Source organism: Staphylococcus sp. GDY8P72P (genome assembly GCF_016890655.1).
GTDB lineage: Bacteria > Bacillota > Bacilli > Staphylococcales > Staphylococcaceae > Staphylococcus > Staphylococcus arlettae.
In genome coordinates this window covers 40,518-62,764 of the sequence record NZ_JAFEQJ010000001.1, presented here as the reverse complement: position 1 = coordinate 62,764, position 22,247 = coordinate 40,518, and the positions used below count along the sequence as shown (strand labels likewise).

20 protein-coding genes are annotated in these 22,247 nt (G+C 33.4%); 7 read left to right on the top strand and 13 right to left on the bottom strand.

Annotated elements, in window-relative coordinates; all coding sequences use genetic code 11:
• Position 1: 1 nt before the first annotated feature.
• The gene (locus tag JVU85_RS00305; RefSeq protein ID WP_002509085.1) at positions 2-676 is read left to right on the top strand and encodes a response regulator transcription factor; all 675 of its coding nucleotides are present in this window, start codon (positions 2-4) and stop codon (positions 674-676) included.
• Positions 669-2,045: a HAMP domain-containing sensor histidine kinase gene (locus tag JVU85_RS00300; RefSeq protein ID WP_103388769.1), complete on the top strand. Its 1,377-nt coding sequence runs from the start codon at positions 669-671 to the stop codon at positions 2,043-2,045. The genes JVU85_RS00305 and JVU85_RS00300 overlap by 8 nt, the downstream gene beginning before the upstream one ends.
• A gap of 81 nt (positions 2,046-2,126) precedes the next feature.
• Here the strand turns inward: JVU85_RS00300 and mqo are convergent, their stop codons facing one another.
• Entirely contained in the window at positions 2,127-3,605 is a 1,479-nt protein-coding gene (gene mqo / locus JVU85_RS00295) for a malate dehydrogenase (quinone) (RefSeq protein WP_204171512.1), read from the bottom strand.
• Positions 3,606-3,993: 388 nt separating this feature from the next.
• On the opposite strand from mqo, the gene JVU85_RS00290 reads away from it, so the two are divergent.
• A complete protein-coding gene (locus tag JVU85_RS00290; protein ID WP_002509082.1) occupies positions 3,994-5,142 on the top strand; it encodes a glycosyltransferase family 4 protein in 1,149 nt (382 codons plus the stop codon).
• 301 nt (positions 5,143-5,443) lie between these two features.
• A complete protein-coding gene (locus JVU85_RS00285; RefSeq protein WP_002509081.1) occupies positions 5,444-7,129 on the top strand; it encodes a CDP-glycerol glycerophosphotransferase family protein in 1,686 nt (561 codons plus the stop codon).
• A 96-nt stretch (positions 7,130-7,225) separates the two neighbouring features.
• On the opposite strand, the gene JVU85_RS00280 is transcribed toward JVU85_RS00285, so the two are convergent.
• On the bottom strand, positions 7,226-8,065 hold the full coding sequence (locus JVU85_RS00280) for a hypothetical protein (RefSeq protein WP_204171511.1): 840 nt from the start codon (positions 8,063-8,065) through the stop codon (positions 7,226-7,228).
• Positions 8,066-8,554: 489 nt separating this feature from the next.
• Positions 8,555-9,079 (bottom strand): GNAT family N-acetyltransferase, encoded by a 525-nt coding sequence (locus tag JVU85_RS00275; protein WP_021459721.1) that lies wholly within the window; start codon positions 9,077-9,079, stop codon positions 8,555-8,557.
• A 320-nt stretch (positions 9,080-9,399) separates the two neighbouring features.
• Here JVU85_RS00275 and JVU85_RS00270 point away from each other — a divergent pair, with 320 nt between their 5' ends.
• A complete protein-coding gene (locus JVU85_RS00270; RefSeq protein WP_204172032.1) occupies positions 9,400-10,389 on the top strand; it encodes an acrylyl-CoA reductase family protein in 990 nt (329 codons plus the stop codon).
• 249 nt (positions 10,390-10,638) lie between these two features.
• Positions 10,639-11,997, top strand: coding sequence for a glucose transporter GlcP (glcP, locus tag JVU85_RS00265; RefSeq protein WP_002509077.1), 1,359 nt, complete (start codon positions 10,639-10,641; stop codon positions 11,995-11,997).
• A 242-nt stretch (positions 11,998-12,239) separates the two neighbouring features.
• On the opposite strand, the gene JVU85_RS00260 is transcribed toward glcP, so the two are convergent.
• The 9 genes from JVU85_RS00260 to JVU85_RS00220 form a co-directional block, all read right to left on the bottom strand.
• A complete protein-coding gene (locus JVU85_RS00260; protein WP_204171509.1) occupies positions 12,240-12,641 on the bottom strand; it encodes a GNAT family N-acetyltransferase in 402 nt (133 codons plus the stop codon).
• A 75-nt stretch (positions 12,642-12,716) separates the two neighbouring features.
• Positions 12,717-13,748: an NAD(P)/FAD-dependent oxidoreductase gene (locus tag JVU85_RS00255; RefSeq protein WP_002509075.1), complete on the bottom strand. Its 1,032-nt coding sequence runs from the start codon at positions 13,746-13,748 to the stop codon at positions 12,717-12,719.
• 180 nt (positions 13,749-13,928) lie between these two features.
• Complete coding sequence (locus JVU85_RS00250; RefSeq protein WP_002509074.1) at positions 13,929-14,345, bottom strand: DUF2871 domain-containing protein; 417 nt, start codon at positions 14,343-14,345, stop codon at positions 13,929-13,931.
• A 45-nt stretch (positions 14,346-14,390) separates the two neighbouring features.
• Entirely contained in the window at positions 14,391-14,975 is a 585-nt protein-coding gene (locus JVU85_RS00245; protein WP_193325475.1) for a YcnI family copper-binding membrane protein, read from the bottom strand.
• A gap of 12 nt (positions 14,976-14,987) precedes the next feature.
• Positions 14,988-16,238: a copper resistance CopC/CopD family protein gene (locus JVU85_RS00240; protein WP_002509072.1), complete on the bottom strand. Its 1,251-nt coding sequence runs from the start codon at positions 16,236-16,238 to the stop codon at positions 14,988-14,990.
• 196 nt (positions 16,239-16,434) lie between these two features.
• The gene (gene rpiB, locus JVU85_RS00235; RefSeq protein WP_002509071.1) at positions 16,435-16,875 is read right to left on the bottom strand and encodes a ribose 5-phosphate isomerase B; all 441 of its coding nucleotides are present in this window, start codon (positions 16,873-16,875) and stop codon (positions 16,435-16,437) included.
• Between the two features lie 24 nt (positions 16,876-16,899).
• Complete coding sequence (gene dhaL, locus JVU85_RS00230) at positions 16,900-17,538, bottom strand: dihydroxyacetone kinase subunit DhaL (protein ID WP_002509070.1); 639 nt, start codon at positions 17,536-17,538, stop codon at positions 16,900-16,902.
• A gap of 8 nt (positions 17,539-17,546) precedes the next feature.
• Positions 17,547-18,545 (bottom strand): dihydroxyacetone kinase subunit DhaK, encoded by a 999-nt coding sequence (locus JVU85_RS00225; protein ID WP_002509069.1) that lies wholly within the window; start codon positions 18,543-18,545, stop codon positions 17,547-17,549.
• A gap of 32 nt (positions 18,546-18,577) precedes the next feature.
• The gene (locus tag JVU85_RS00220; RefSeq protein ID WP_002509068.1) at positions 18,578-19,660 is read right to left on the bottom strand and encodes an erythritol/L-threitol dehydrogenase; all 1,083 of its coding nucleotides are present in this window, start codon (positions 19,658-19,660) and stop codon (positions 18,578-18,580) included.
• A 173-nt stretch (positions 19,661-19,833) separates the two neighbouring features.
• On the opposite strand from JVU85_RS00220, the gene JVU85_RS00215 reads away from it, so the two are divergent.
• Positions 19,834-20,601: a DeoR/GlpR family DNA-binding transcription regulator gene (locus tag JVU85_RS00215; protein WP_002509067.1), complete on the top strand. Its 768-nt coding sequence runs from the start codon at positions 19,834-19,836 to the stop codon at positions 20,599-20,601.
• A 113-nt stretch (positions 20,602-20,714) separates the two neighbouring features.
• Here the strand turns inward: JVU85_RS00215 and JVU85_RS00210 are convergent, their stop codons facing one another.
• On the bottom strand, positions 20,715-22,199 hold the full coding sequence (locus JVU85_RS00210) for a Na+/H+ antiporter NhaC family protein (RefSeq protein ID WP_002509720.1): 1,485 nt from the start codon (positions 22,197-22,199) through the stop codon (positions 20,715-20,717).
• Positions 22,200-22,247: the final 48 nt, after the last annotated feature.

Here is a 22,247-nt window from a genome sequence, read left to right as displayed (position 1 = left end):
TATGACTACGTGTTTAATTGTCGATGATGATCCAAAAATCCTACAATATGTCTCAAACCACTTAGATAGAGAAGGTTTACATACAGTAACGAAACCAAGTGCTGAAACAGCACTTTCGTACTTAATGGATAATCAAATAGATATTGCTGTTGTCGACGTTATGATGGAAGGCATGAATGGATTTGAACTATGTCAAATATTAAAAGATGACTATCAGTTGCCTGTTATTATGCTCACTGCACGAGATGCTTTAAGCGATAAAGAAAAAGCCTTTTTAACAGGTACCGATGATTATGTTACGAAACCATTTGAAATAAAAGAGTTAATTTTTCGAATCAGAGCGATATTACGAAGATACAACATCAATACAAACAATGAAATTATTGTAGGTAATTTATTGCTTAATCAAGCTTATCTAGAAATTCAAGTTGAAGGAAAGACAATGAATTTACCTAATAAAGAATTTCAATTGCTTTATACTTTAGCTGCTAACCCTAAACAAGTATTTAGCAGAGATGCGTTAATAGAAAAAATATGGGGCTTTGATTATGAAGGTGATGAACGGACAGTAGATGTGCATGTTAAGAGGCTTCGTAAGAGACTAGAAAGACTCAATTCTTCAGTTAACATCATTACAGTAAGAGGACTCGGTTATAAGGTGGATGACTATGTTTAAATCTTTATATACACGTATAGCAATTTATACTATCGTTGTTTTACTATTCAGTGCCATTATGAGTTTTCTAATTACTAATGTTTACTATCATCTCTATTTAAAGGAAAACAATGATGCTAAAATTATGCGCACACTTAAAGAAGCGAAAAATTATCAATCTGAATCTAACGTCACCTCATTAGATCAATATTTTACACATATGGGTGAAATGAATTATCAAGTAATGACAGTCACAACCTCTGGAAAAAAATCATTTTACGGTACACCTTTTAGAGAAGACAATATTTCACAATCCGCTGTACAACAAGTATTAGCAGACAAACCTTTCCATGGTATTAAAAATCAACCCTTCCAACCATTTATTACAGGTTTTTTTGAAAATGTGACGTCAAATACTGTTGGCGTGCCATTTCATTCCGATGGCGAAAAAGTAGCAGTATTTATGAGACCAGATATTGGACAAACCTTTAGCGAATTTCGTATATTTTTAGCACTGTTAATTACATTGCTACTTGTTATTTCAATCACGCTTGTTATTTTATCTACTAATGCCATTGTAAAACCTATACAACAGCTGAAGCGCTCCACAGAACGTATGATGCATGGAGATTTTGACACACCTACTGAAATCACACGTAAAGATGAATTAGGTACACTACAGTATCGTTTCGATACTATGCGTCAATCACTCAAACAATTAGATGATATGCGACAACACTTTGTGCAAAATGTGTCTCATGAAATTAAGACACCTCTAACACATATCCATCATTTACTAGATAAAATGAAGCATGCTAAAACTACAACTGCACAACATCAATATATAGATGATATTTACCAAATCACTACGCAATTAAGTGATTTGACTAAAGCATTGTTGCTTCTGTCAGAATTAGATAACAATGTACATTTAAAATTTAATGATGCAATTCAAATAAATCAATTATTAACTGAAATAATACGTCACGAACAATATAGTGCAAATGAAAAAGACTTAATTATTCTCTCAGATTTTGAAGCTGTATCATATACTGGTAATCGTCGGCTACTACACCAAGCCTTCCAAAATTTAATTACCAATGCCATTAAATATTCACCTAAAGATGGTGCGATTGATATTATGCTCCATCAAGATAGCGAAAATATTACTTTCATGATACAAAATGAAGGAGAACCAATGTCTCAAATGACACAACAACATATTTTTGAACGCTTTTATAAAATAAGTGAATATGACAATAGTAACGGTTTAGGTTTAGCGATTGTAAAAACAATTGTCGAATTACATCAAGGCCAAGTTACTGTTGACAGTACTTATGAAAAAGGTACCGTCTTTACTATCAAATTACCATTAGACAATAATAATTAACATTACACAGAAAGCCTGCACGTGTCGATCATAGACAACGTGCAGGCTTAATTTGATTATATAAAAAGTATTACTATAACATTAGTCAACTTTTAAATATTTTTTAATTTCTTCATTAATTTCTTTATATAAATCTTCGTTATCTGTCAGACGTTGACCATAAGAAGGAATCATTTCTTTAATTTTACCTTCCCATTGCTTAAACTCATCTTTATAACATTTTTGTAATAAATCTAGCATAATGTCTACAGCTGTAGAGGCACCTGGTGAAGCGCCTAATAATGCAGATAACGTACCATCTTCAGAAGTCACAAGCTCGGTACCAAATTGTAAAGTCCCTTTACCAGTCTCAGTATCTTTTATTACTTGAACTCGTTGACCGGCAACAACTACATGCCAATCTTCGCTATTAGCATCAGGTACAAAGGTACGTAATTCTTCCATGCGTTCTTCATTTGATAAAGTTAATTGAGAAATAAGATACTTAGTTAAATTTATTTCTTTAACTCCTGCAGACAACATCGTAATCAAGTTATTAGGTTTAACTGATTTTACTAAATCCATATTAGACCCAGTTTTTAGGAACTTCGGAGAAAAACCAGCAAATGGTCCAAATAACAATGTACGTTTGCCATCAATATAACGTGTATCTAAATGTGGCACCGACATTGGTGGCGCACCAACAGATGCTTTACCATACACTTTGGCATTATGTTTTTTAGTAATTTCTTCTTTAGTACATACTAAGAAAAGTCCACTTACTGGGAAACCACCAATATGCTTAGATTCTTTTATGCCTGTCTTTTGTAAAAGTGGTAAACTTGCGCCACCTGCACCGATGAAAACAAACTTACTTTCTACTATTTTGACTTCACCAGTCGTTAAATCTTTAACTTTAACTTCCCATTTACCATCTTTTCTTTGTTTTAAATCTTCTACTTCATGGTTATAATTTAATTCTACATTTTGTTTTTCTAAGTTATCGAACAGTTTGTTAGTTAAATTACTAAAGTTAACGTCTGTACCTGTTTTATCATATGAAATAGCCATTGGAATGTTAGACGTACGGCCTTCCATCATTAATGGCGCCCATTCAGCGATTTTGTCTTTATCATCTGTAATTTCCATATTACTAAATAGGATATTTTTATTAAGTCTATCTACACGTTTTTTTAAAAACTCTACATTTTTAACGCCTTGTACAAAACTCATATGCGGCACAGGTTTAATAAACCCTTCAGGTGAACCTAACTGACCATCTTTTACTAAAAAACTCCAAAATTGTTTAGAAATTTGGAATTGCTCATTTATTTTAATAGCTTTTGTAATATCTATAGAGCCATCTTTATTTTCTTTGGTATAGTTTAATTCACATAATGCTGAATGCCCTGTTCCTGCATTATTCCAAGCATTAGAGCTTTCTTGAGCTGGTGTTGATAACCTTTCAAACATTTTAAAACTTTTATCAGGTGACAATGATTTTAATATTGTACCTAATGTTGCACTCATGATTCCGCCACCAATTAAGATGACATCTGTTTTGCTATGTTGTGTACTCATAACAAATACAGTCCCCCTTTAAATATGTTTATAGAAAGTTATCCTTATCTATCGACTGTATCACGAATATGTAATATGGTTTACACGATAAAACGCTTTCTATAACGTATGAATTAACTTACTTTTCATCATTGTATTCTGAAACTCTAGTTAATACTTACAATAATGAAGATTAAACCAACTCCCTTAATTATATACATAATTAACTGATGAAAAAAGCCCAAAAGCACAATCTATTTGAAAATAAAAATTTTTCTGTCATTATTTGTATATAAATTTTCTGCTAAAATGCGTGGTCCCGCACATCGATTACATTGCAACCACTTACAACTTTACATATAATTAAAGTTAACTATTTATCATTTATATAATATTTGGAGGTTTCCAAGTGCAATCAATCACATTTTTCATGCATAATATTTTTGCTATGGGTGGTACAGTAAAGTCAATTTCAGAATTGGCGAATGTACTAGCTAACAAAGGCCATCCCGTCACTATTATTTCTGTCTTCAAATCAAAGGAGATGCCATACTTTGAATTACACCCAGATATCAAAATTCAAACATTGATTGACTATACACACATTCGTTCCAACTTGAAAAGCGCCATTTTTAATAGAGTACGTAAATATACAAAATTTTTAAAACCTAAAGTATTATCCAGACATGAACCTGGCCTAAACCAATTTTCAAGTTATATCGAACGTAAAATGATTCACGCTATCAAAACGGTCGATTGTGATGTTTTAATTGGTACGCGTGCAAGCTTTAATATATTAATTGCCCGCTACGGACCTTACAATGTAACGAAGGTTGGCATGGAACATATGAACTTTGATGCGCATCCTACAGCGTATCAACAAGAAATCATTGAAGCTTACCGATCTCTAGATAAAATTACCACATTGACATCTGTCGACCAACAACGTTATCAAAATGTCGTCCAAACTCCTGTGTTTGTTGTACCTAATGTTCTAAATGAACAAAGGCTAGATTTACCTAAAGACAAAATTATTTTAGCTGCTGGCCGTTTAGAATACGAAAAAGGGTTCGACCTATTAATCAACAGTATTCAAATTATTCAAGATGTCATACGCCAATTTAACTATCGTGTACACATTTATGGTAGCGGACAACAAAGGAAACAACTTGAACAACTTATTTCACAGCATCAACTGGATGATATTGTATCGATATTTGATACTACACAATCCTTATCAACCAAATTGGCCGAAAGTGAACTAACCATTATACCTTCACGTAATGAAGGCTTCGGGATGGTAATCCTTGAGGCAATGAACCAAAGCAGTATTGTTATAAGTTTTGATGGCATTGCAGGACCTGATTCAATTATAAAAAATAACATCAATGGTTATTTAGTTGAACATGGAGATATTAAAGCATTAGCCTTTAAAATTCAACGTCTGTTAAATCAAGAATTTAAATACAATACGATTATCAAACATGGCTATGAGACTGTTGAGCAATATTCACCTGATGCTATTTACACACGATTTTCAACTATGTTAAAACACTAATTTATTAGCTAAACTAAAAGACGTTAACAGAATAATTTCAGCCTTATATGTCAATAACCACTTTGCGTCCTTTTAACAAATTAAACATTATATATAATAATATATAGAGCCTGAAATAATGAATATGTCAGGCTCTAGTTTATGTTACTTACTTGTTGTATCAGCTTATAAATACTTAAATAACACTATTTTATCATTACTGTTATATTCAATGATTTTAGTGTCTTTATATAACTCAAAGTTTATCTCTAAGCTCCTACATGATAAAATTGAGTTCAATTATGATAAGTAGAGGGATTTTATGATTAAACAATTAAATTTAAATATCTGGCAAGATTTAACTATGCATTTAAATAAAACATTACAAGAAGGTTATACTCACTTTATTCTTGTAGATGACTTCATACATATTTATCCAGAAATGTTGAATAATGTAACGTTAGATCAATCTAACATTGTTGCTGATTATACTGTTAACGGCTTATATCAAAATGATTGTCGCTATTTTGCGCAGGAAACTATTACCTTTAATGATTGGATCGAAAATATCAATCATTACCCTAACGTGATATATCATATTGAAACAACGTTAACCATGTTAGAAACGCACCACGTTAATACAATGTTTGATTTAGCTGTGCATGCACTATTACAAGATACGGTTAAAGTTGATCCACATGTCGTGTTCGACTATCAACAAACTTACTTGACCTCTTCTCAGTTATGGGAAGAGATTAAAAAATGTACGGTACTGAATACAACAAAATTCAATTTAAATAAGCTTGCATACATACACAAGCACTCTATACCGTTTAAAAATTACGAAACATTAGCTCCCGATCAGTTACGCTATACAGATAAATTGATAAAAAATTTCCGCTTCAAATTACCACATTGGATCTATAATTTTGCGCAACATCATTTTACAAAGAAACATCGTCAAATGAGCTATATATATGAGAAAAATGAAAACAAATTAAAAGACCATATTGTCTTTTTAGGGTTTGACTACGGTTTTAGAGGAAATTCACGTTATTTATTCAACCATTTCGCTAAACACTTTGCAAAAGTACCTATTTATTTCGTTACCGAAGATGTAAATGGACCAAATTTCATCAAACCTAATGACCCAAACACTAAAGCTTTAATCGAATCAGCACGTGTTGTTATTTTAGAAAGTAATATACCGGATGATATACGTCCAAACGGTACTATTATTCAATTATGGCATGGAACACCAATTAAAAAACTATTCTTAGATAGCCATGAAGTACATCAAAATAGTAAGATTTATAATTATAGAGCAAGAAAGTATAACAAATGGCTACAACAAAATTACTTAATTTGTGATTGTGAAGAAATTATCGATTACTTCAAATCCGCCTTTCCATTACAGCATACAAAAGTAGTTAGTAGCGGTTATCCACGCGTTAAATATTTATTGGATAAACAAAAAGATACACCTTATGTAAAATTTATTAAACATGAATTAAAAATTGATCCAGCAAAACCAACATTGCTTTATGCACCAACTTGGAAAACTACTGAAGACGAGTCTGATTTATTACCACTCAGTGACGGGTTGTTAAATAAGTATAATGTCATTTATAAAGGACATATCGAAAATACTTCAACTTACCTACCTGAAAATGCAATTATTGCACCAGCAAATATAGAGACACAGGATTTAATTCTTATCTCAGATGTAGTATTAACAGATTATTCATCTATTATTTTTGATGCACTGACTTTAGACAAAACAGTTTGTCAGTTCACACCAAATCATGAAAAATATATAGCAGAACGTGGTGTTTATGAAGATGTAATGCATTCACTCGCAGTGGTGCGTTACAGTGATGCCAAAGCATTACTCAATGATTTAATCAGTTTTCAAATGTCAGACATTACTAACAATGCATTTGTAAACAAAAATAATCATGCATTTGAGACGATATCGAATATCATAAAAAAACATATGAACCTATAACAAAATCTTAAGGCTTTAAATATAAAGAGGACTAATCCATATTACGGATTAGTCCTCTTATTTTGAGAAAGGAATTTATATCCCATTCCCTTGTTATTATTGTTGATAAGCTGGATCTACTACACGTACAGTACCTTGTTGGTCAACTGTAGCTATAGCGTAGGTACCAGGTTGAGCTTGGTTTTGGAAACTAAAGATATAACTGTAATTTCCTTCACTACCTTCAATTGCATAATCATTATATGCATTATTTTGTCCATTAATAGCATTAACTTCTGACGTAGCGTTTGCTAAAGAATTTTCAAAATTAGGTAACGTTTGTAACGCTTGTTGAGGATCTACATTTGATGATGTAATGTTTTGTGATACTGGTACTGCATTTTCTCCTTGATAAGGTGGCACATAACCATTGGCATTACCACTATTAGCATTACCACTATTAGCATTACCATTATTAGCATTCGCATCACTAGACGCTCCATTACCAGCGTTAGCTGTTGCATCATCAGAAGCACTATCTGCCCCAGCATTATTAGTTGCTCCGCTATTAGCACTGTTACTGTCGTTAGCAGTACCATTAGCACTGTCACTAGCTTGGTCTCCACTATTACCATTACTACTAGCACTTGAATCTGAACTACTTGAATCGCTATCAGAACTGTCAGAGCTACTAGCACTATTAGAGTCATCAGAGCCATTAGAGCTGCTATCGTCTTCTGAGTTGCCATCTTTGTTGTCAGAGTTTGATTTATCTTCTCCATCTTTCGAATCTTTTGAGTCTTTTGAACTATCATCATTATTTTTCTTACTGTCACTAGCTGAATCTTTTGATTTATTATCGTCAGATCCGCCGTTGTCCGAACCTTCATCGCCCCCATTAGAACATGCAGCCAAAGCAAGTGATAATGTTAAGAAACCTGCCAAAAGTTTTTTCATTTAAAACAACCTCCTCTATTTTTTGTACACTTGCTAATTCGTAGATATTTCACTATGTAATATGCTTCACTCCACTTTCATAGCAAGAATTACTATGTTATACACTAAAAAATTTCAAATAAACATATTTCATAAAAATTTATTTTCAATTTACATAAAAACTGTATTCAGAAATTGGGACAGAAATCCCACCCCAGCAAGCATGACTAGTATCGAACAAAGCTTCATTTGAAACGCATTTTCAAAACAATCAGCTACTGTCTCTTTGAAATGGGACGGGGATGAATCAATATTATCCCAACCTATAAAAGCGTAAACAAAACCAGTGTATTATTTATTGGCAGTGGATTATGCCGACTCCTGCGGGAATAGCACTCGCTGAAGACTACAGGCTGAAGCAGTGCCCGCGGAAAGCGTGCATAAAAAACTGCCGACAAAGCCAGAGACCTTGTCGACAGTTTGAGTATTAATATAAGGTTTACTTGGAGTTCAATTGGTTGTTAACTCTTTTTCCATAACTGCATCAAGATCAATTGTATTTCCTGTAATAAATTGATGCTCTCCAGTTTTGACGAACCCATGTTTTTTATAAAATTGCAATGCTTGTTTATTATGTTTCCAAACACCGAGCCAGATTTTGGTTTTAGCTAATTCTTGTGCACGCTGTAATACAAAGTTAAAGACACGTGTACCTTTACCACCACTTTGTGCATCTTTAACAAAATAAATACGTTGTAATTCTAAATACTCTGGACCTTTTGCTTCTGTTTGTCCTGCATCTACATTTATTTTAAAAAATCCTAATAATTCACCATGTTCTCTATAAAAGTAAGTTTCAGATTGCGGGTTATTCAATTCTTGTTCTAAAGCTTCTATACTATAGGCACTTTCAAAAAAGTCACGAAAATCTTCATCACTGTAACTACCTTCGAATGTTTCTCGGAAAGTAGTAATACAGATATCACGTAACATTTGTACTTCGGCTCGTCTTACTAAATCAATTTGATATGTCATAATAAATTATCTCCTCTTAATTTATAACAAGTTATCCCTATAATATAAATATATGTATTACATTTCAATTAAAATCTTTTATAAATTCTGCCAACTTAATTTTAGTCCTAATATTGTTAAACATTTATAATTATTTTATAATAGACCAGTTGCATGAATAATAATAAACCATATAATTGTGTTTAATTTCAATATAAAGCGTTTACTTACATTAAGAATAACTACAGCGTATTGTATAGGCAATAAATTCGTGATAGAGTATATTTTAGTTTTTATATTGTTCATAAATTTAAAATTACATAAGGGAGTGCCATAGCGCAATGAGTGATACATTTAAGGCTTTCGTAGTCGATGAACAAGATAACAAAGTAATTAGTCAATTTAAAGAATTAACGATAGATGACCTTCCAGAAGGTGAAGTACTAATCAAAGTTAAATATTCTGGAATCAATTATAAAGATGCATTAGCAACTACAACTGGAAATAAGATTGTCAAATCTTATCCAATGGTTCCAGGTGTAGATTTAGCTGGTGTAGTAGAAGCGTCTGACAGCCATGCATATGAACCAGGCGATGAAGTAATAGTTACTGGTTTTGACTTAGGTGTAGCCCATTTCGGCGGCTTTAGCGAATACGCTCGTGTAAAAGAAGAATGCCTTGTCAAACTGCCTAAAGATTTAACACTAGAAGAAGCAATGATTTATGGTACGGCAGGTTATACTGCTGGTTTGGCAATTGAAACATTGGAACATAACGGATTATCAATTGAACATGCACCTGTACTAGTTCGAGGAGCATCAGGCGGAGTTGGGACATTAGCCGTTATGATGCTAAAAGAAATAGGCTTTAAAGTTATTGCCAGTACAGGCAAAACATCAGCTGCAGACAAATTGCAAACCCTTGGTGCTAAAGAAATTATTGATCGCCTCCCTGACAATGACTCTAAACCACTCGGAAAACGTACTTGGCAAGCAGTAATTGACCCTGTCGGCGGGGATGGATTAGCACATGCTGTAAAACATTTAGATTACAATGGTAGTGTTGCTGCTATAGGTATGACTGGTGGCGATAACTTTGCAACTTCAGTATTCCCATTTATTTTACGTGGTGTTAATATCTTTGGAATCGATTCTGTCTATACGAATTTACGTAAGAGACAATTAATTTGGCGTAGATTAGCAAAAGATCTTAAGCCAAAACAATTACACGATATCAAAACTGTCATTAGCTTCTCAGAACTTGAGTCTAGCATTGAAACAGTGGTTAACCATAAAAATGAAGGTCGCATTATTATTGATTTCGAAGCATAAATCAATATTTTACAACGTAACTCAATAACTATATGAGGAAGTATATAACAGCAATTTTATTCAGATGCTGTTATATACTTCCTTTTTCATGTATTCACAAATTGTTTTTAATTTAATTTTAATTATTAAATAGTCATTTTCAAATAATAATCCGTACAAATAAATAATATAGTTATATTTTATTATTTACAAGAATAAAATGAAAGCGTATACTTGTGTTTATGAATTTAATCAGGAGGGGAATTTTTTATGGGATTAAAAGTAAATAAGAAACTCATTTTCTTCTTAGGTGCACTTGGAGGATTACTTTATGGTTATGATATGGGAGTTATTTCAGGTGCCTTACTTTTCATTAAAGATGATATTCCACTAAATAGCTTTACTGAAGGACTTGTAGTATCTTCTATGCTCATTGGTGCTATTGTCGGTTCAGGTGCAAGTGGTCCTATGTCAGATCGACTTGGTCGACGACGCGTCGTCTTTATTATTGCAATTATATTTATCATTGGTGCCTTGATTTTAGCATTGGCTCCTTCTATGCCAGTATTAGTTATTGGCCGCTTAATTATTGGACTAGCTGTAGGTGGTTCAACTGCCATCGTACCGGTTTATCTATCGGAAATGGCACCTACTGCACAACGTGGTTCACTTAGTTCATTAAATCAATTAATGATTACTATCGGTATTTTATCTTCATACTTAATCAATTATGCTTTAGCACCAATCGAAGGTTGGAGATGGATGCTTGGTTTAGCAGTCGTACCATCATTAATTTTATTAATCGGTGTTGCTTTTATGCCAGAAAGCCCAAGATGGTTGTTAGAACATAAAAGTGAAAAAGCTGCACGTGATGTAATGCGTTTAACATTTAATGACAGTGAAATCGATAAAGAAATTGCCGCTATGAAAGAAATCAATCGTATTTCTGATAGCACATGGAATGTGTTGAAATCACCATGGCTACGACCAACACTAATTATTGGTGCAGTCTTCGCGTTATTCCAACAAATTATTGGAATCAATGCCATAATTTATTATGCTCCTACGATATTTAGTAAAGCTGGCTTAGGCGATGCCACATCAATTTTAGGTACTGTGGGTATCGGTACAGTTAACGTTTTAATTACAATTGTCGCTATTATGATTATTGATAAAGTTGACCGTAAGCGTTTACTTGTTATAGGTAATATTGGTATGGTCTCTTCATTATTAATCATGGCAATATTGATTTGGGCTATTGGAATTCAATCTTCTGCTTGGATTATTATTTTATGTCTAACAATATTCATTATATTTTTCGGTTTCACTTGGGGACCAGTATTATGGGTTATGTTACCAGAATTATTCCCAATGCGTGCACGTGGTGCAGCAACAGGTGTAGCAGCACTTGTGTTATCAATTGGTAGTTTACTTGTAGCACAATTCTTCCCAATGTTGACTGAAGTTTTACCGGTAGAACAAGTCTTCTTAATCTTTGCAGTCATTGGTATTTTCGCATTATTCTTTGTAATCAAGTATTTACCAGAGACACGCGGACGTAGTTTAGAAGAAATCGAAGCAGATTTACGTGCTCGAACAAATGCTACTGAAGCTCATCTTAAGGAATAAAAACATACTAAAACGAGTCGGGATATAACTATCTTTGACTAAAAAATAAACGTCAATTTCTATTAAGAAGATATAGAAATTGACGTTTTCTTTAGTTTTATGAAATATCATTAACCCAAACCAAGTTCTTGCTTAACTTTTTGTTTGTTTTCGCATAGTCTTTTGAATACCAAAATATAAACTTCGTTTTATATTAAGATAAGTTATCAAACTTTAGCTATTAGTGATTACATAGTTAGTCACTAATATTTTATATACATACCTCCTGAATTTGGTTCAGTAGATTCAAAGCCAAATTGTTTATATAATTTATCTGCTGGATAATCAGCAATTAAGCTTACATAACTACTTGGTACAGCAACCGCTTCGATATAATCCATAATATGTGTTAATACCATTTTGCCATAACCAAGTCCTTGATATTTTGGGTCTACAGCAACATCGATTATTTGAAATGCCGTACCACCATCACCAATTACTCGGCCCATCGCAAAACTGTAACCATCATCATAAATCACAACATCAAAGCACGCATTGCCTAATCCTTGTTCAGCTGCTTGTATTGTCTTTTCACTCATACCTGAGTCTTTTCTTAAGCGACGGTATGTTTCAACAGTTGGTGGTTCATGTTTTATATCAATCATTTGTAATTCTCCTATACTTATTTGTTCAATTAATAAGATTAAGACTTAAACTATCTCTTGTAAGACATTATGATATTACAAATACTGTTGTATCACTTTTTCATTATCAGCTTTAAATACAGCATTGTGACTTGAAACATAGCCTTCTGGTTTGGCACTAGGCTCTACATATTGTTTGGCCAAATTTGCGGCATTACCAGCATCACTAAATGCACTAGCAATCAGATGTACTTTTGCTTCATGATGTACAATATCACCACAAGCAAATAGACCAGGTACGCTTGTTGTAGTATTACCTAACCCTTTAATTTGATATTCATTTAACATTTCAACACGTGTAGTCGCTTGAGCCAACAAAGTGCTTTCACGATCAAAACCATGACTGACAATTACTTCATCATAATTTGCTGTATCAATTTCTCCTGTATCTGTATTTTCTAATATCACTTGTTCTATACAATCTCCGGCAGGATCGCCTATCAGTTGTTTAATTTGGGTATTAGGTAGTTTTCTGACTTGTAACTCTTCTAACAATTGATTCATTGCTTCGTAACCACTAATATCTGCTTTACGGTAAATTAAGGTCACGCTTTTCGCATATCCACTTAAATCGCGTGCCCAGTCTAATGCAGAATTACCTGACCCAGAAATTAACACATCTTTATTTTTAAATTGTTTTAATGATTGTACTACGTAATGTAAATTAGTTAACTTATATCGTTCGGCGCCTTGAACATTTAATTCTTTTGGATTGATAATACCACCGCCAATTGCAATAATAACACTTTTAGACTCATAAACATTTCCTAAATTTGTCTCTAATTCAAAGTGGCGTTCATTTAGTTTACGAATATCAATAACTTTTTCTCCTAAAGCTACTTCAGGATTAAAATGTGTTCCTTGAGAGACCATGTCTTTAATAATTTCATAACACGGTTTCGGTGCCAATCCCCCAATATCCCAAATTATTTTTTCAGGATATATATGCATTTTGCCACCTAGTTTCTCCTGTACATCAATAATTCTAACGTCCATGCCCCTTAAACCTGAATAAAAACTAGCGAATAGCCCAGCTGGCCCACCACCTATAATTGTTACGTCTTTCATATATAATCCTCCAAACATGACACCATTTACTAGTCATTATCCTATAGTTGATAACCATTATCAATGAAAAACATCAATATCTCGTAAAAATCCATATTTCGACCTATATAAAAAGAGAAAAGTGCACAAATAGACATCGTTTGTGTTCTTTTCTCTCGTAATATGTTGTACCTTGATTATTTATTCATTATGAGGAGCTTTAACTATTGCATTTCTTAATAAAAAGAATAACAAGATAAATCCTGCTGTTAAAGTTGTATGTCCAATACCAGCAAAACCAGCAAATGATTCTGGTACGTTTTTACCAATTACTTGGAATGTACCTTTAGTAAACATCATTCCAACTGTCGATAATACACCTAAATTATAAATAATAAAGAACCAGTTAAATAAATAGTAACTACTTAACTTAAACACTTTATTTAAAGGAAGCATGATTAGATGCATAAACATACCTAATATTAACGTATGCGTATGCACAACGACTAATTGTGTCTCTCCTGTAAAGTCATATGCTAAGGTAAGCTCTCTATAGTAAAATCCACTCAATAACCCTAAAATTGTATAAACCAAAAATGCATATAAAATTCTACGCATAATATATCTCCCTTCTTATCAACCACTGCCCGTTATAACATACTATTATTTTTTAGTCTTTTTAAAAATAGCAATTAGTGACAAAATAATAGCTATAATAGCGACAATCCATAAAAGTGTAGTATTTTGTTGCTCTTCATCTTTGCTCTCACCTTGCTCTTGAGCAGTGTTGGCACTCACAGTCGTAACAGGTGCTGGTTTTTCAGCATCCTTACCACCTGTCCATTTTACGGTTTCACCATCTTCGTAAGTTTGGTAAGCTTTCCATTTATATTGACCTTCCTCTTCAGAATTTGCCACTTGTATTGGAAAATCAATAAATTCATTAGGTCCGATGCCTTCACCTGTTGCATTCCAAGTAACTTTTGTTATATTACCTTTTGAATCTTTAGTAAATTTATGTTTGAAACCGTCCACTGGTGCTACTGCTACTAATTGTAACCCATCAGGCACTACTAATTCGACCTTTGTTGTATTCGTATCCTTCTCTACTGGCACACGCACATCATGTTTTTCATATGCTCCCGGTTCACTTTTGTCTGGATTTAATGTTACATGGGCATTAGCAATATTAGTCATTAATACCATTGTAAAGACAAAGAATGCCATTAAACTTATTTTTTTAATCATTGTTCTACTCCTTTAACTTGGTATTTGAATTTGACTCATAATAATGCCAGCTAGCACTAACATAATACCAATTATTATTTCACAATATAATACTTTCTTATTAACTTTTTGTAAGTTCGTTAAAGCTCTAAAACTTTGATAACCACCTAATGTGATCATTAAAATAGTTCCAATTATTTTTACATAAAACAAACTGCTCCAAGTTGTTACACTAGACCAAATAGCCGCCAGACTTGTTTCGTCTATTGCCATCAATACTCCAGATATGACAAGTGCAATCACTGCGCCTAGATTAAGTTTAAAGAAAAACCGTTTTACTTTTACAATGTCTTGCAACTGTTTAGTAGTTGCTAACCAAACTAAGTACACCATACCGCCTAGCCATAATGCCATGCCTAATAAATGTATTGATCGTAGTATAATTGACCACAATGGAAAACTTTGGGCCCAAACATGTCCAGACATACTTAATGTCACAATAATAATTAAAGAGATTGCTATATACCAAATAGTCATCATCTCATTTAAAGTAAATAATAGTAACAATACTATTATAGCTATCATTGCTAATAAGAATGGCGCTTGCAATAATGCAGTCATGTCTAAAGCCATTATGTTTGAAACAAGTTCTGGAGACAATGTCATTATGTAAATAATAGCCGTTATAAATGCCATAGCACTTAATATCCAAGAGATTGGTTTGTAACTAAAGAATGCCAAATATGTCGGTAATTGGTAACGTTTGGCTACACTATTGACTAAAAATGATCCCATTAATACGATAAGACTCCCTTCAGTAATAAATCTAAATAGACCAAACCAAAAGTTAGAAGTCTCATAAAACGGTGGTGTAACATCTATATTACTTGTAGTCTTTTTATTAATAGAAAATTCAAATTCATCTTGAATTTCATGACCATCAGCTGATGTTGTATGCCAACTCACTTTGTGTGTCCCGTTGTCCAGTTGGCCTACATCAAAGGTCAAAGTTTGGTTGGTTCCAGAATTTGTTGGTTTAAATTCACCAAGAGACTTTCCCTTATCATCAAAAATTGTAATACTAGAATATTTAGTATTTACTGGTTCATTATAGTGCAATTCTATTTGTTGAGGATGCGATACTACACTGTTTTGAGCAGGCGTTGTACTTTCTAATGTAGCGTGAGCAGAAACTTGATTTGTTGCTACTGCCATTAAAAGTAGTGCAAAGAAGACTACTATCAACGTGCTTTTGGACATAACTCTCTTTGTATAAAGCAGCATATTATCCCCCTATATCATTTATTTATGCTTCTTCACAATTTTATAAAACAATAGTTATATAAACAATACAAATACTGATTTGTCATGTTTTCGTCAAATAATTAAATAGCAAATTCACCCATTACAACACAATATGAAAAGAGGTTGGGACAATTTTGATTTGTCCCAACCTCTCTAGTTTTATTATTATTTAAAGTTATTCTTGTGCTTCAATATCATCTATTTTATCGACTTTGCGTTGTGAGCCGCCTTCCCAAGCGACATTTAAATATGCTTCAACGTTTTTCTTAGCGACTTCTATGCCAATAATTTGAGCACCCATTGTTAGAATTTGTGCATTATTACTAAGTTGGGCACGTTCTGCAGAATAAACATCATGTGCTAATGCTGCACGGATACCTTTCAACTTATTAGCAGTAATAGCTACACCAATACCAGTGCCACAAATTAACACGCCACGTTCATTTTGACCTTCTTGTATACTTTTACCTACTTCTGCTGCAACATCAGGATAATCTGTCTCTGCACATTGATGGCAACCAAAATCTTCTACTTCATGACCTAATTTTTGGACATGTGCTTTTACCGCTTCTTTTAATTCATATCCATTATGATCTGCACCAATAGCTATTTTCATAGTTATCTTCCTCCTTAAAATTAATTATGCACCACTAAATGGTTTAAATTGCGCTAACATTAAATAAGATGACATTGCACCAGGATCGACATGTCCTTGTGAGCGATGACCTAAACGCTTGGAGCGCCCTTTGTTAGAAACAATATCTTTTGTACTTTCCATACCTTGTTTGGCAGCGCTTAGAGCTTTATCAAATGCCTCATGAAACGGTGTTTGTTGCGCTTTATATTGCTGTAATGTCGTGAAAAATGGTTCTAAAGTATCTATCATGGTCTTGTCACCAATTTCAGCTTTCCCTCTATCTTTAATGCCTTTACTAAATGCAATCCAATAATCATAGAGCCCTTCGTCATCTAATTCAGTTTTATTTTTAACTGCGACAGCTGCTTTTAGATAACCTGATGCATATAAAGGACCTACTGAAGATCCCACAGCATCTAAAAAGCTTTTTCCAATTGCCACACTAATTTTTGCTATGTCTTGTTGATCTTGTAACTCAGATTCGAGTGTTTGTTTTACTGCTTGATACCCAATATTCATTGTGACACCATGGTCACCATCTCCTATTTTGCGATCAAGTTCACATAAATTATCTTTTTCTGTTTCGAATAACTCAGTTAATGCTAATAGATAATCTTTAAAGTTATCATTTGTTAATGTCATGGTTTCACCTACACTTCTTTAAAATTAGGACAATCAACCGCATGGTCAATACAACCTTTTAATGTTTCATCTAATTTCATTAACGTGATAGAAAAGCCACCCATTTCCATCGACGTAATAAAATTACCAACATAAGTTTTATAAACATTAATATTACGTTCATTTAAAATCGCATTAACTTCTTTATTAATGATATATAGTTCCATTTGAGATGTTGCACCCAAACCATTGACCAATACTACGACATCATCATTTTCCTGATAGATATTTTCTTTTAGTATATTTTGCATAATCACTTTAACTGTTTCTTGTGCAGTTCGAATTGTAGTCTTTTCAATACCAGGTTCGCCATGATGTCCTAAACCGATTTCCATCTCGTTATCTTCCAAATCAAAACTAGGTTTGCCAGTTTGTGGTAAATAACATGGACTTAAGCCAATACCCATTGAACGAGTATTATCATTTGCTAATTGTGCAAGACGTCTTACCTCTGCTAAATCATGGCCAAAGTCTGCAGCTGCACCTGCAACTTTATAAACTAATAATTCGCCTGCAATACCACGGCGATCGTCAAGTGTTTTCGAAGATGCTACATCGTCATTACCAATTACTGCAGCGGTAGTAATTTCATCTTCAATTTCAGTCATTTCACTCGCCATTTCGAAATTCATTAAGTCTCCAGCATAATTGCCATAAATATATAACACACCATGACCTTGATCAATTTCTCTTGTCACAGCTTGGATTGGTATTGGAGAAGGAGATGCAAAAATATTACCAACTGCTACACCATCAGCCATGCCTTGTCCTACATAGCCTAAAAATCCAGGTTCATGACCAGAACCACCACCGATTAACACACTTACTTTTCTTTGCGGATTTCTTTTTTTACCAATCAGTGCACGTTGATGCAACTCAGAGCGTCTAATATACTCAGGGTAAGCAGCTACATAGCCACTCATGAGTTCATCAATGACATTATCAGGATTATTTATCATTTTTTTCATTACTTACCTCTCCTTTGACCAAATGTTATTTACTATGGAACTAATACTACTTTTAATGATTTGTCACCTTGTTTCATAAGTTCGAATCCCTCTTCGAATTGATCTAATGACAATTGATGTGTCACTACGCCTTCAGTTGGGAAATCACCTTTTTGAATACCATCTATAACTAATGGATAACAGTATGGACCTAAATGACTACCTAATAAATCTAATTCTTTACGGTCAGAAATAATACTCCAATCAACTGTAACTGGATCTCCAAATACTGAAAACTCTACGAAAGTTCCTAACTTACGAATAGCACTTAGCCCTTGTTCTACTGATTTTGGATGTCCTGTTGCTTCGATGTAAGTATCACAGCCATAGCCATCTGTTAATGCTTTAATCTCTTTCACTACATCTACTTTAGATGGATTCATTACAATATCTGCGCCGAATTTTTTAGCTAATTCCAAACGGTCATCTTTCATATCAAGTACTACTAATGTTTCAGCTCCATTTTTCTTCGCTGCGCCTACCATACCAAGTCCTAAAGTACCAGCACCTGATAACACAACAAAATCACCTAATTTAATATTGGCACGTTGCACTGCGTGTAAGCTACACGCATATGGTTCAATTAAAATAGCTTCTTCTATAGGTAAATCTTCTGGCACTTTATAATTAATTGCTTCCTTCGTAAATTTCATATATTCTGCCATGCCGCCATTGACATTATTTTGGAAACCATATAAATCATGTTTTTCGCACATCCAATACTGACCACGGTTACAAAATCTACAATCCCAACAAGGTACAATTTGTTCAGATATTACACGGTCACCAATTTCAAAATCAGTAACAGCATCGCCTTTGTCAACGATACGTGCAATAAACTCATGCCCAGGAATCATTGGTGCTTTAATGTATGAAGGTTGTGTTTCGTCACCCCAAAAGCTAGGTGCCCCTCCATAAGCTTTAATATCTCCAGCACAAATTCCGCATGCTTCTACTTTGACGATAATTTCTTTGTCATTTTCCAGTGTCGGTGTATCTACAGTTTCATATTTATAATCACCAGGTGCATAAGCTACTACTGCTTTCATTTTTTCTGGATAATTGTTTTTAGTCATAATCAAATAACTCCCTTCATTTTGGAAAACGCTTTCATTTACACTTTATATTCTAATATATTTTTTCGTTTCTTTCAAATATTTTTTCATTTCTTTTCGTTTATCTTCGCTTATATTTGGTTATTGAGTATATTGTACAAATCATTTATGATAAATTTAAGGATGTGACTGAAATGAAAATGTACCCTGATGAACGCAGAGAACATATATATACGTATATAAAATCTCACAAACGCGCTACTGTTAAGCAACTTTCTGATTATTTAAGCGTCACTGAAGCAACCGTGCGCAGTGATTTACGTAGATTAGAAAGCGAAAATAAAGTGATACGCACACATGGTGGTGCCAAAGTAAATGAAAATTCGGGTTCTAAACTAAATTTTTCTTACCGCTTAACTCAAAAGCATAATGAAAAACATCTTATCAGTATGCACGCGCTAGCAAAAATCAAACCACAACAATGTATTATGATTGATGCAAGTTCCACTACATACGAATTGGCAAAATTACTTGCTGAAACAACTATGGAATTAACTATTATTACGAATGGTTTAGAAAATGCCGTATTATTAAAAGAAAATCCAAATTTAACTGTGTTAATTGTCGGCGGCTTTGTATCTAAAGATTCTAATGCCATAACAGGGAATATAGATTCTCAAATTTTAGAAATGTATCATATTGATTATTTCTTTTTATCTTCGAACGGTTTGACTATGGACAATGGTTTAACTGATTTTTCTTTACCAGAAGTTCAATTAAAAAAACAAATGGTTCAAGAAAGTGATCAAGTTATTGCTTTAATAGACCATAGTAAGTTTGATGTATCGTCGACTTTATCTTTTGCTAAAATTGCTGATATTAATGAAATAATTACTGATGAATACCCTGCAGCAAAATGGCAAGCAAACGTTCCATTTACACTAACTGTTGCCCAAGATTAACTATCTGCATAACCACTATTTTAATCTTCATAAAAAAGCTGGAACAGCATACTGTTCCAGCTTTTACACATTAATTTTATTTTTATTAAGTAACACTACTAATTTAATGTTACTTAAATACCTCCAGACCAACCTACGTTGGTAAAAATATATAATATAATCGAACCTATAACTAACCATATAATAAATAATGGACCCATAAATTTAATCCAAGCACCAAAATTTGCCCGTGCTATGGCAATAGCACCGATGGTTGCACCTAATGTTGGCGTTATCAAATTACCTAATCCACCGCCAAAAGATAAAGTTGTTATTAACATTTGATCATTAACACCTAACGTATGAGTTACTGGTTGTAAAATTGGTACCATAACACTCATCAATCCTGAACCTGAAGGCACTAAAAAATTAAAGACAGTAGCAACTAGGAAAACAAGTATTGCTACAACCCCAGATGAAGCTCCATCTAGTTGAGTCGTTAATGTATGTACAATTGTGCTTAATATTTTTCCTTTTTCGAGAATAACACTAATTGTATTTGCCATAATAATAGCAAACGCCACTACTAACATTGGACGAGCACCTTCAATAAATCCTTCGACCATTGTTTCTGAATTTTTCCGTTTAACTATATAAGCTAAAATAAAACTCAGCATAAATATCGTGATAAATACACCATTACCATATCTTTCAGTCCACTGAAGTACACTATTACCAATAGCTAAAATAATTGGCGTAAAAACAACTAATGCAACGACAACTAAATCTCGCCATGTCACATGTCTATCATTATTATCTGTTTGGGCATCTTCTAAGTTGTCATCACTGCCAAACCAATCTTCTACTGGCATCGCACTAGATTGTGGTTTTTTAATAATACGACGTGTATACCATAGTACATAAATAAGTGTCACTATTAAAAACACACTATACATAATCGCTCTACCACCATAACCAGAATACATTGGCACTTCAGGATAAACGATTTGACCTAGTTTCGCCATACCAGAAGGAGAAACTGAAAAAGCCATATATAGTGGTAAGAAGGTCATTGCTAATGCCATAATAGGATCCAGTTTCAATCGCTTCGCTAAAATCACACCTAATGTTACAAAGACAATCATTTGGTCTCCACCGACAAAAAAACCTATAAATGCCATTAATAAAAATAAACCTGTGACAAGTGGCACAGCTCCAGCATGTTCAAATCGAAATATTAAATAATTAGTTACTTTTTTTACTGAATCTAAATAAAGTATTCCTCCTATAGCGCCACCTACAAATAGCAATAATGTTACTGTTTGGGCAGCCTGTATACCACCATCTAATAATAGTGTGATGGCATAAATAGGATTAACTGGGTTTTGCGTAATTTGATGGTAAGTTCCTTCTATAATTGTGCCATTTTTTTGTGTATTAAACTCACCTGCAGGAATAATATACGTTAAAAGACAAGCAAACATCATCATGATTAACATCATAATCAACACATGTGGCAATTTAAATCTGCGTTGTACTTTTGATACTGTTGATACTTTTTCTGTTTTGCTATAGTTTGATACATTATTGTTATTTGATGTTGTACTTGAACTATTCAACATATCACTCCTATCTCATTGATTTAAGTTTGCGCATAATTTTATTTG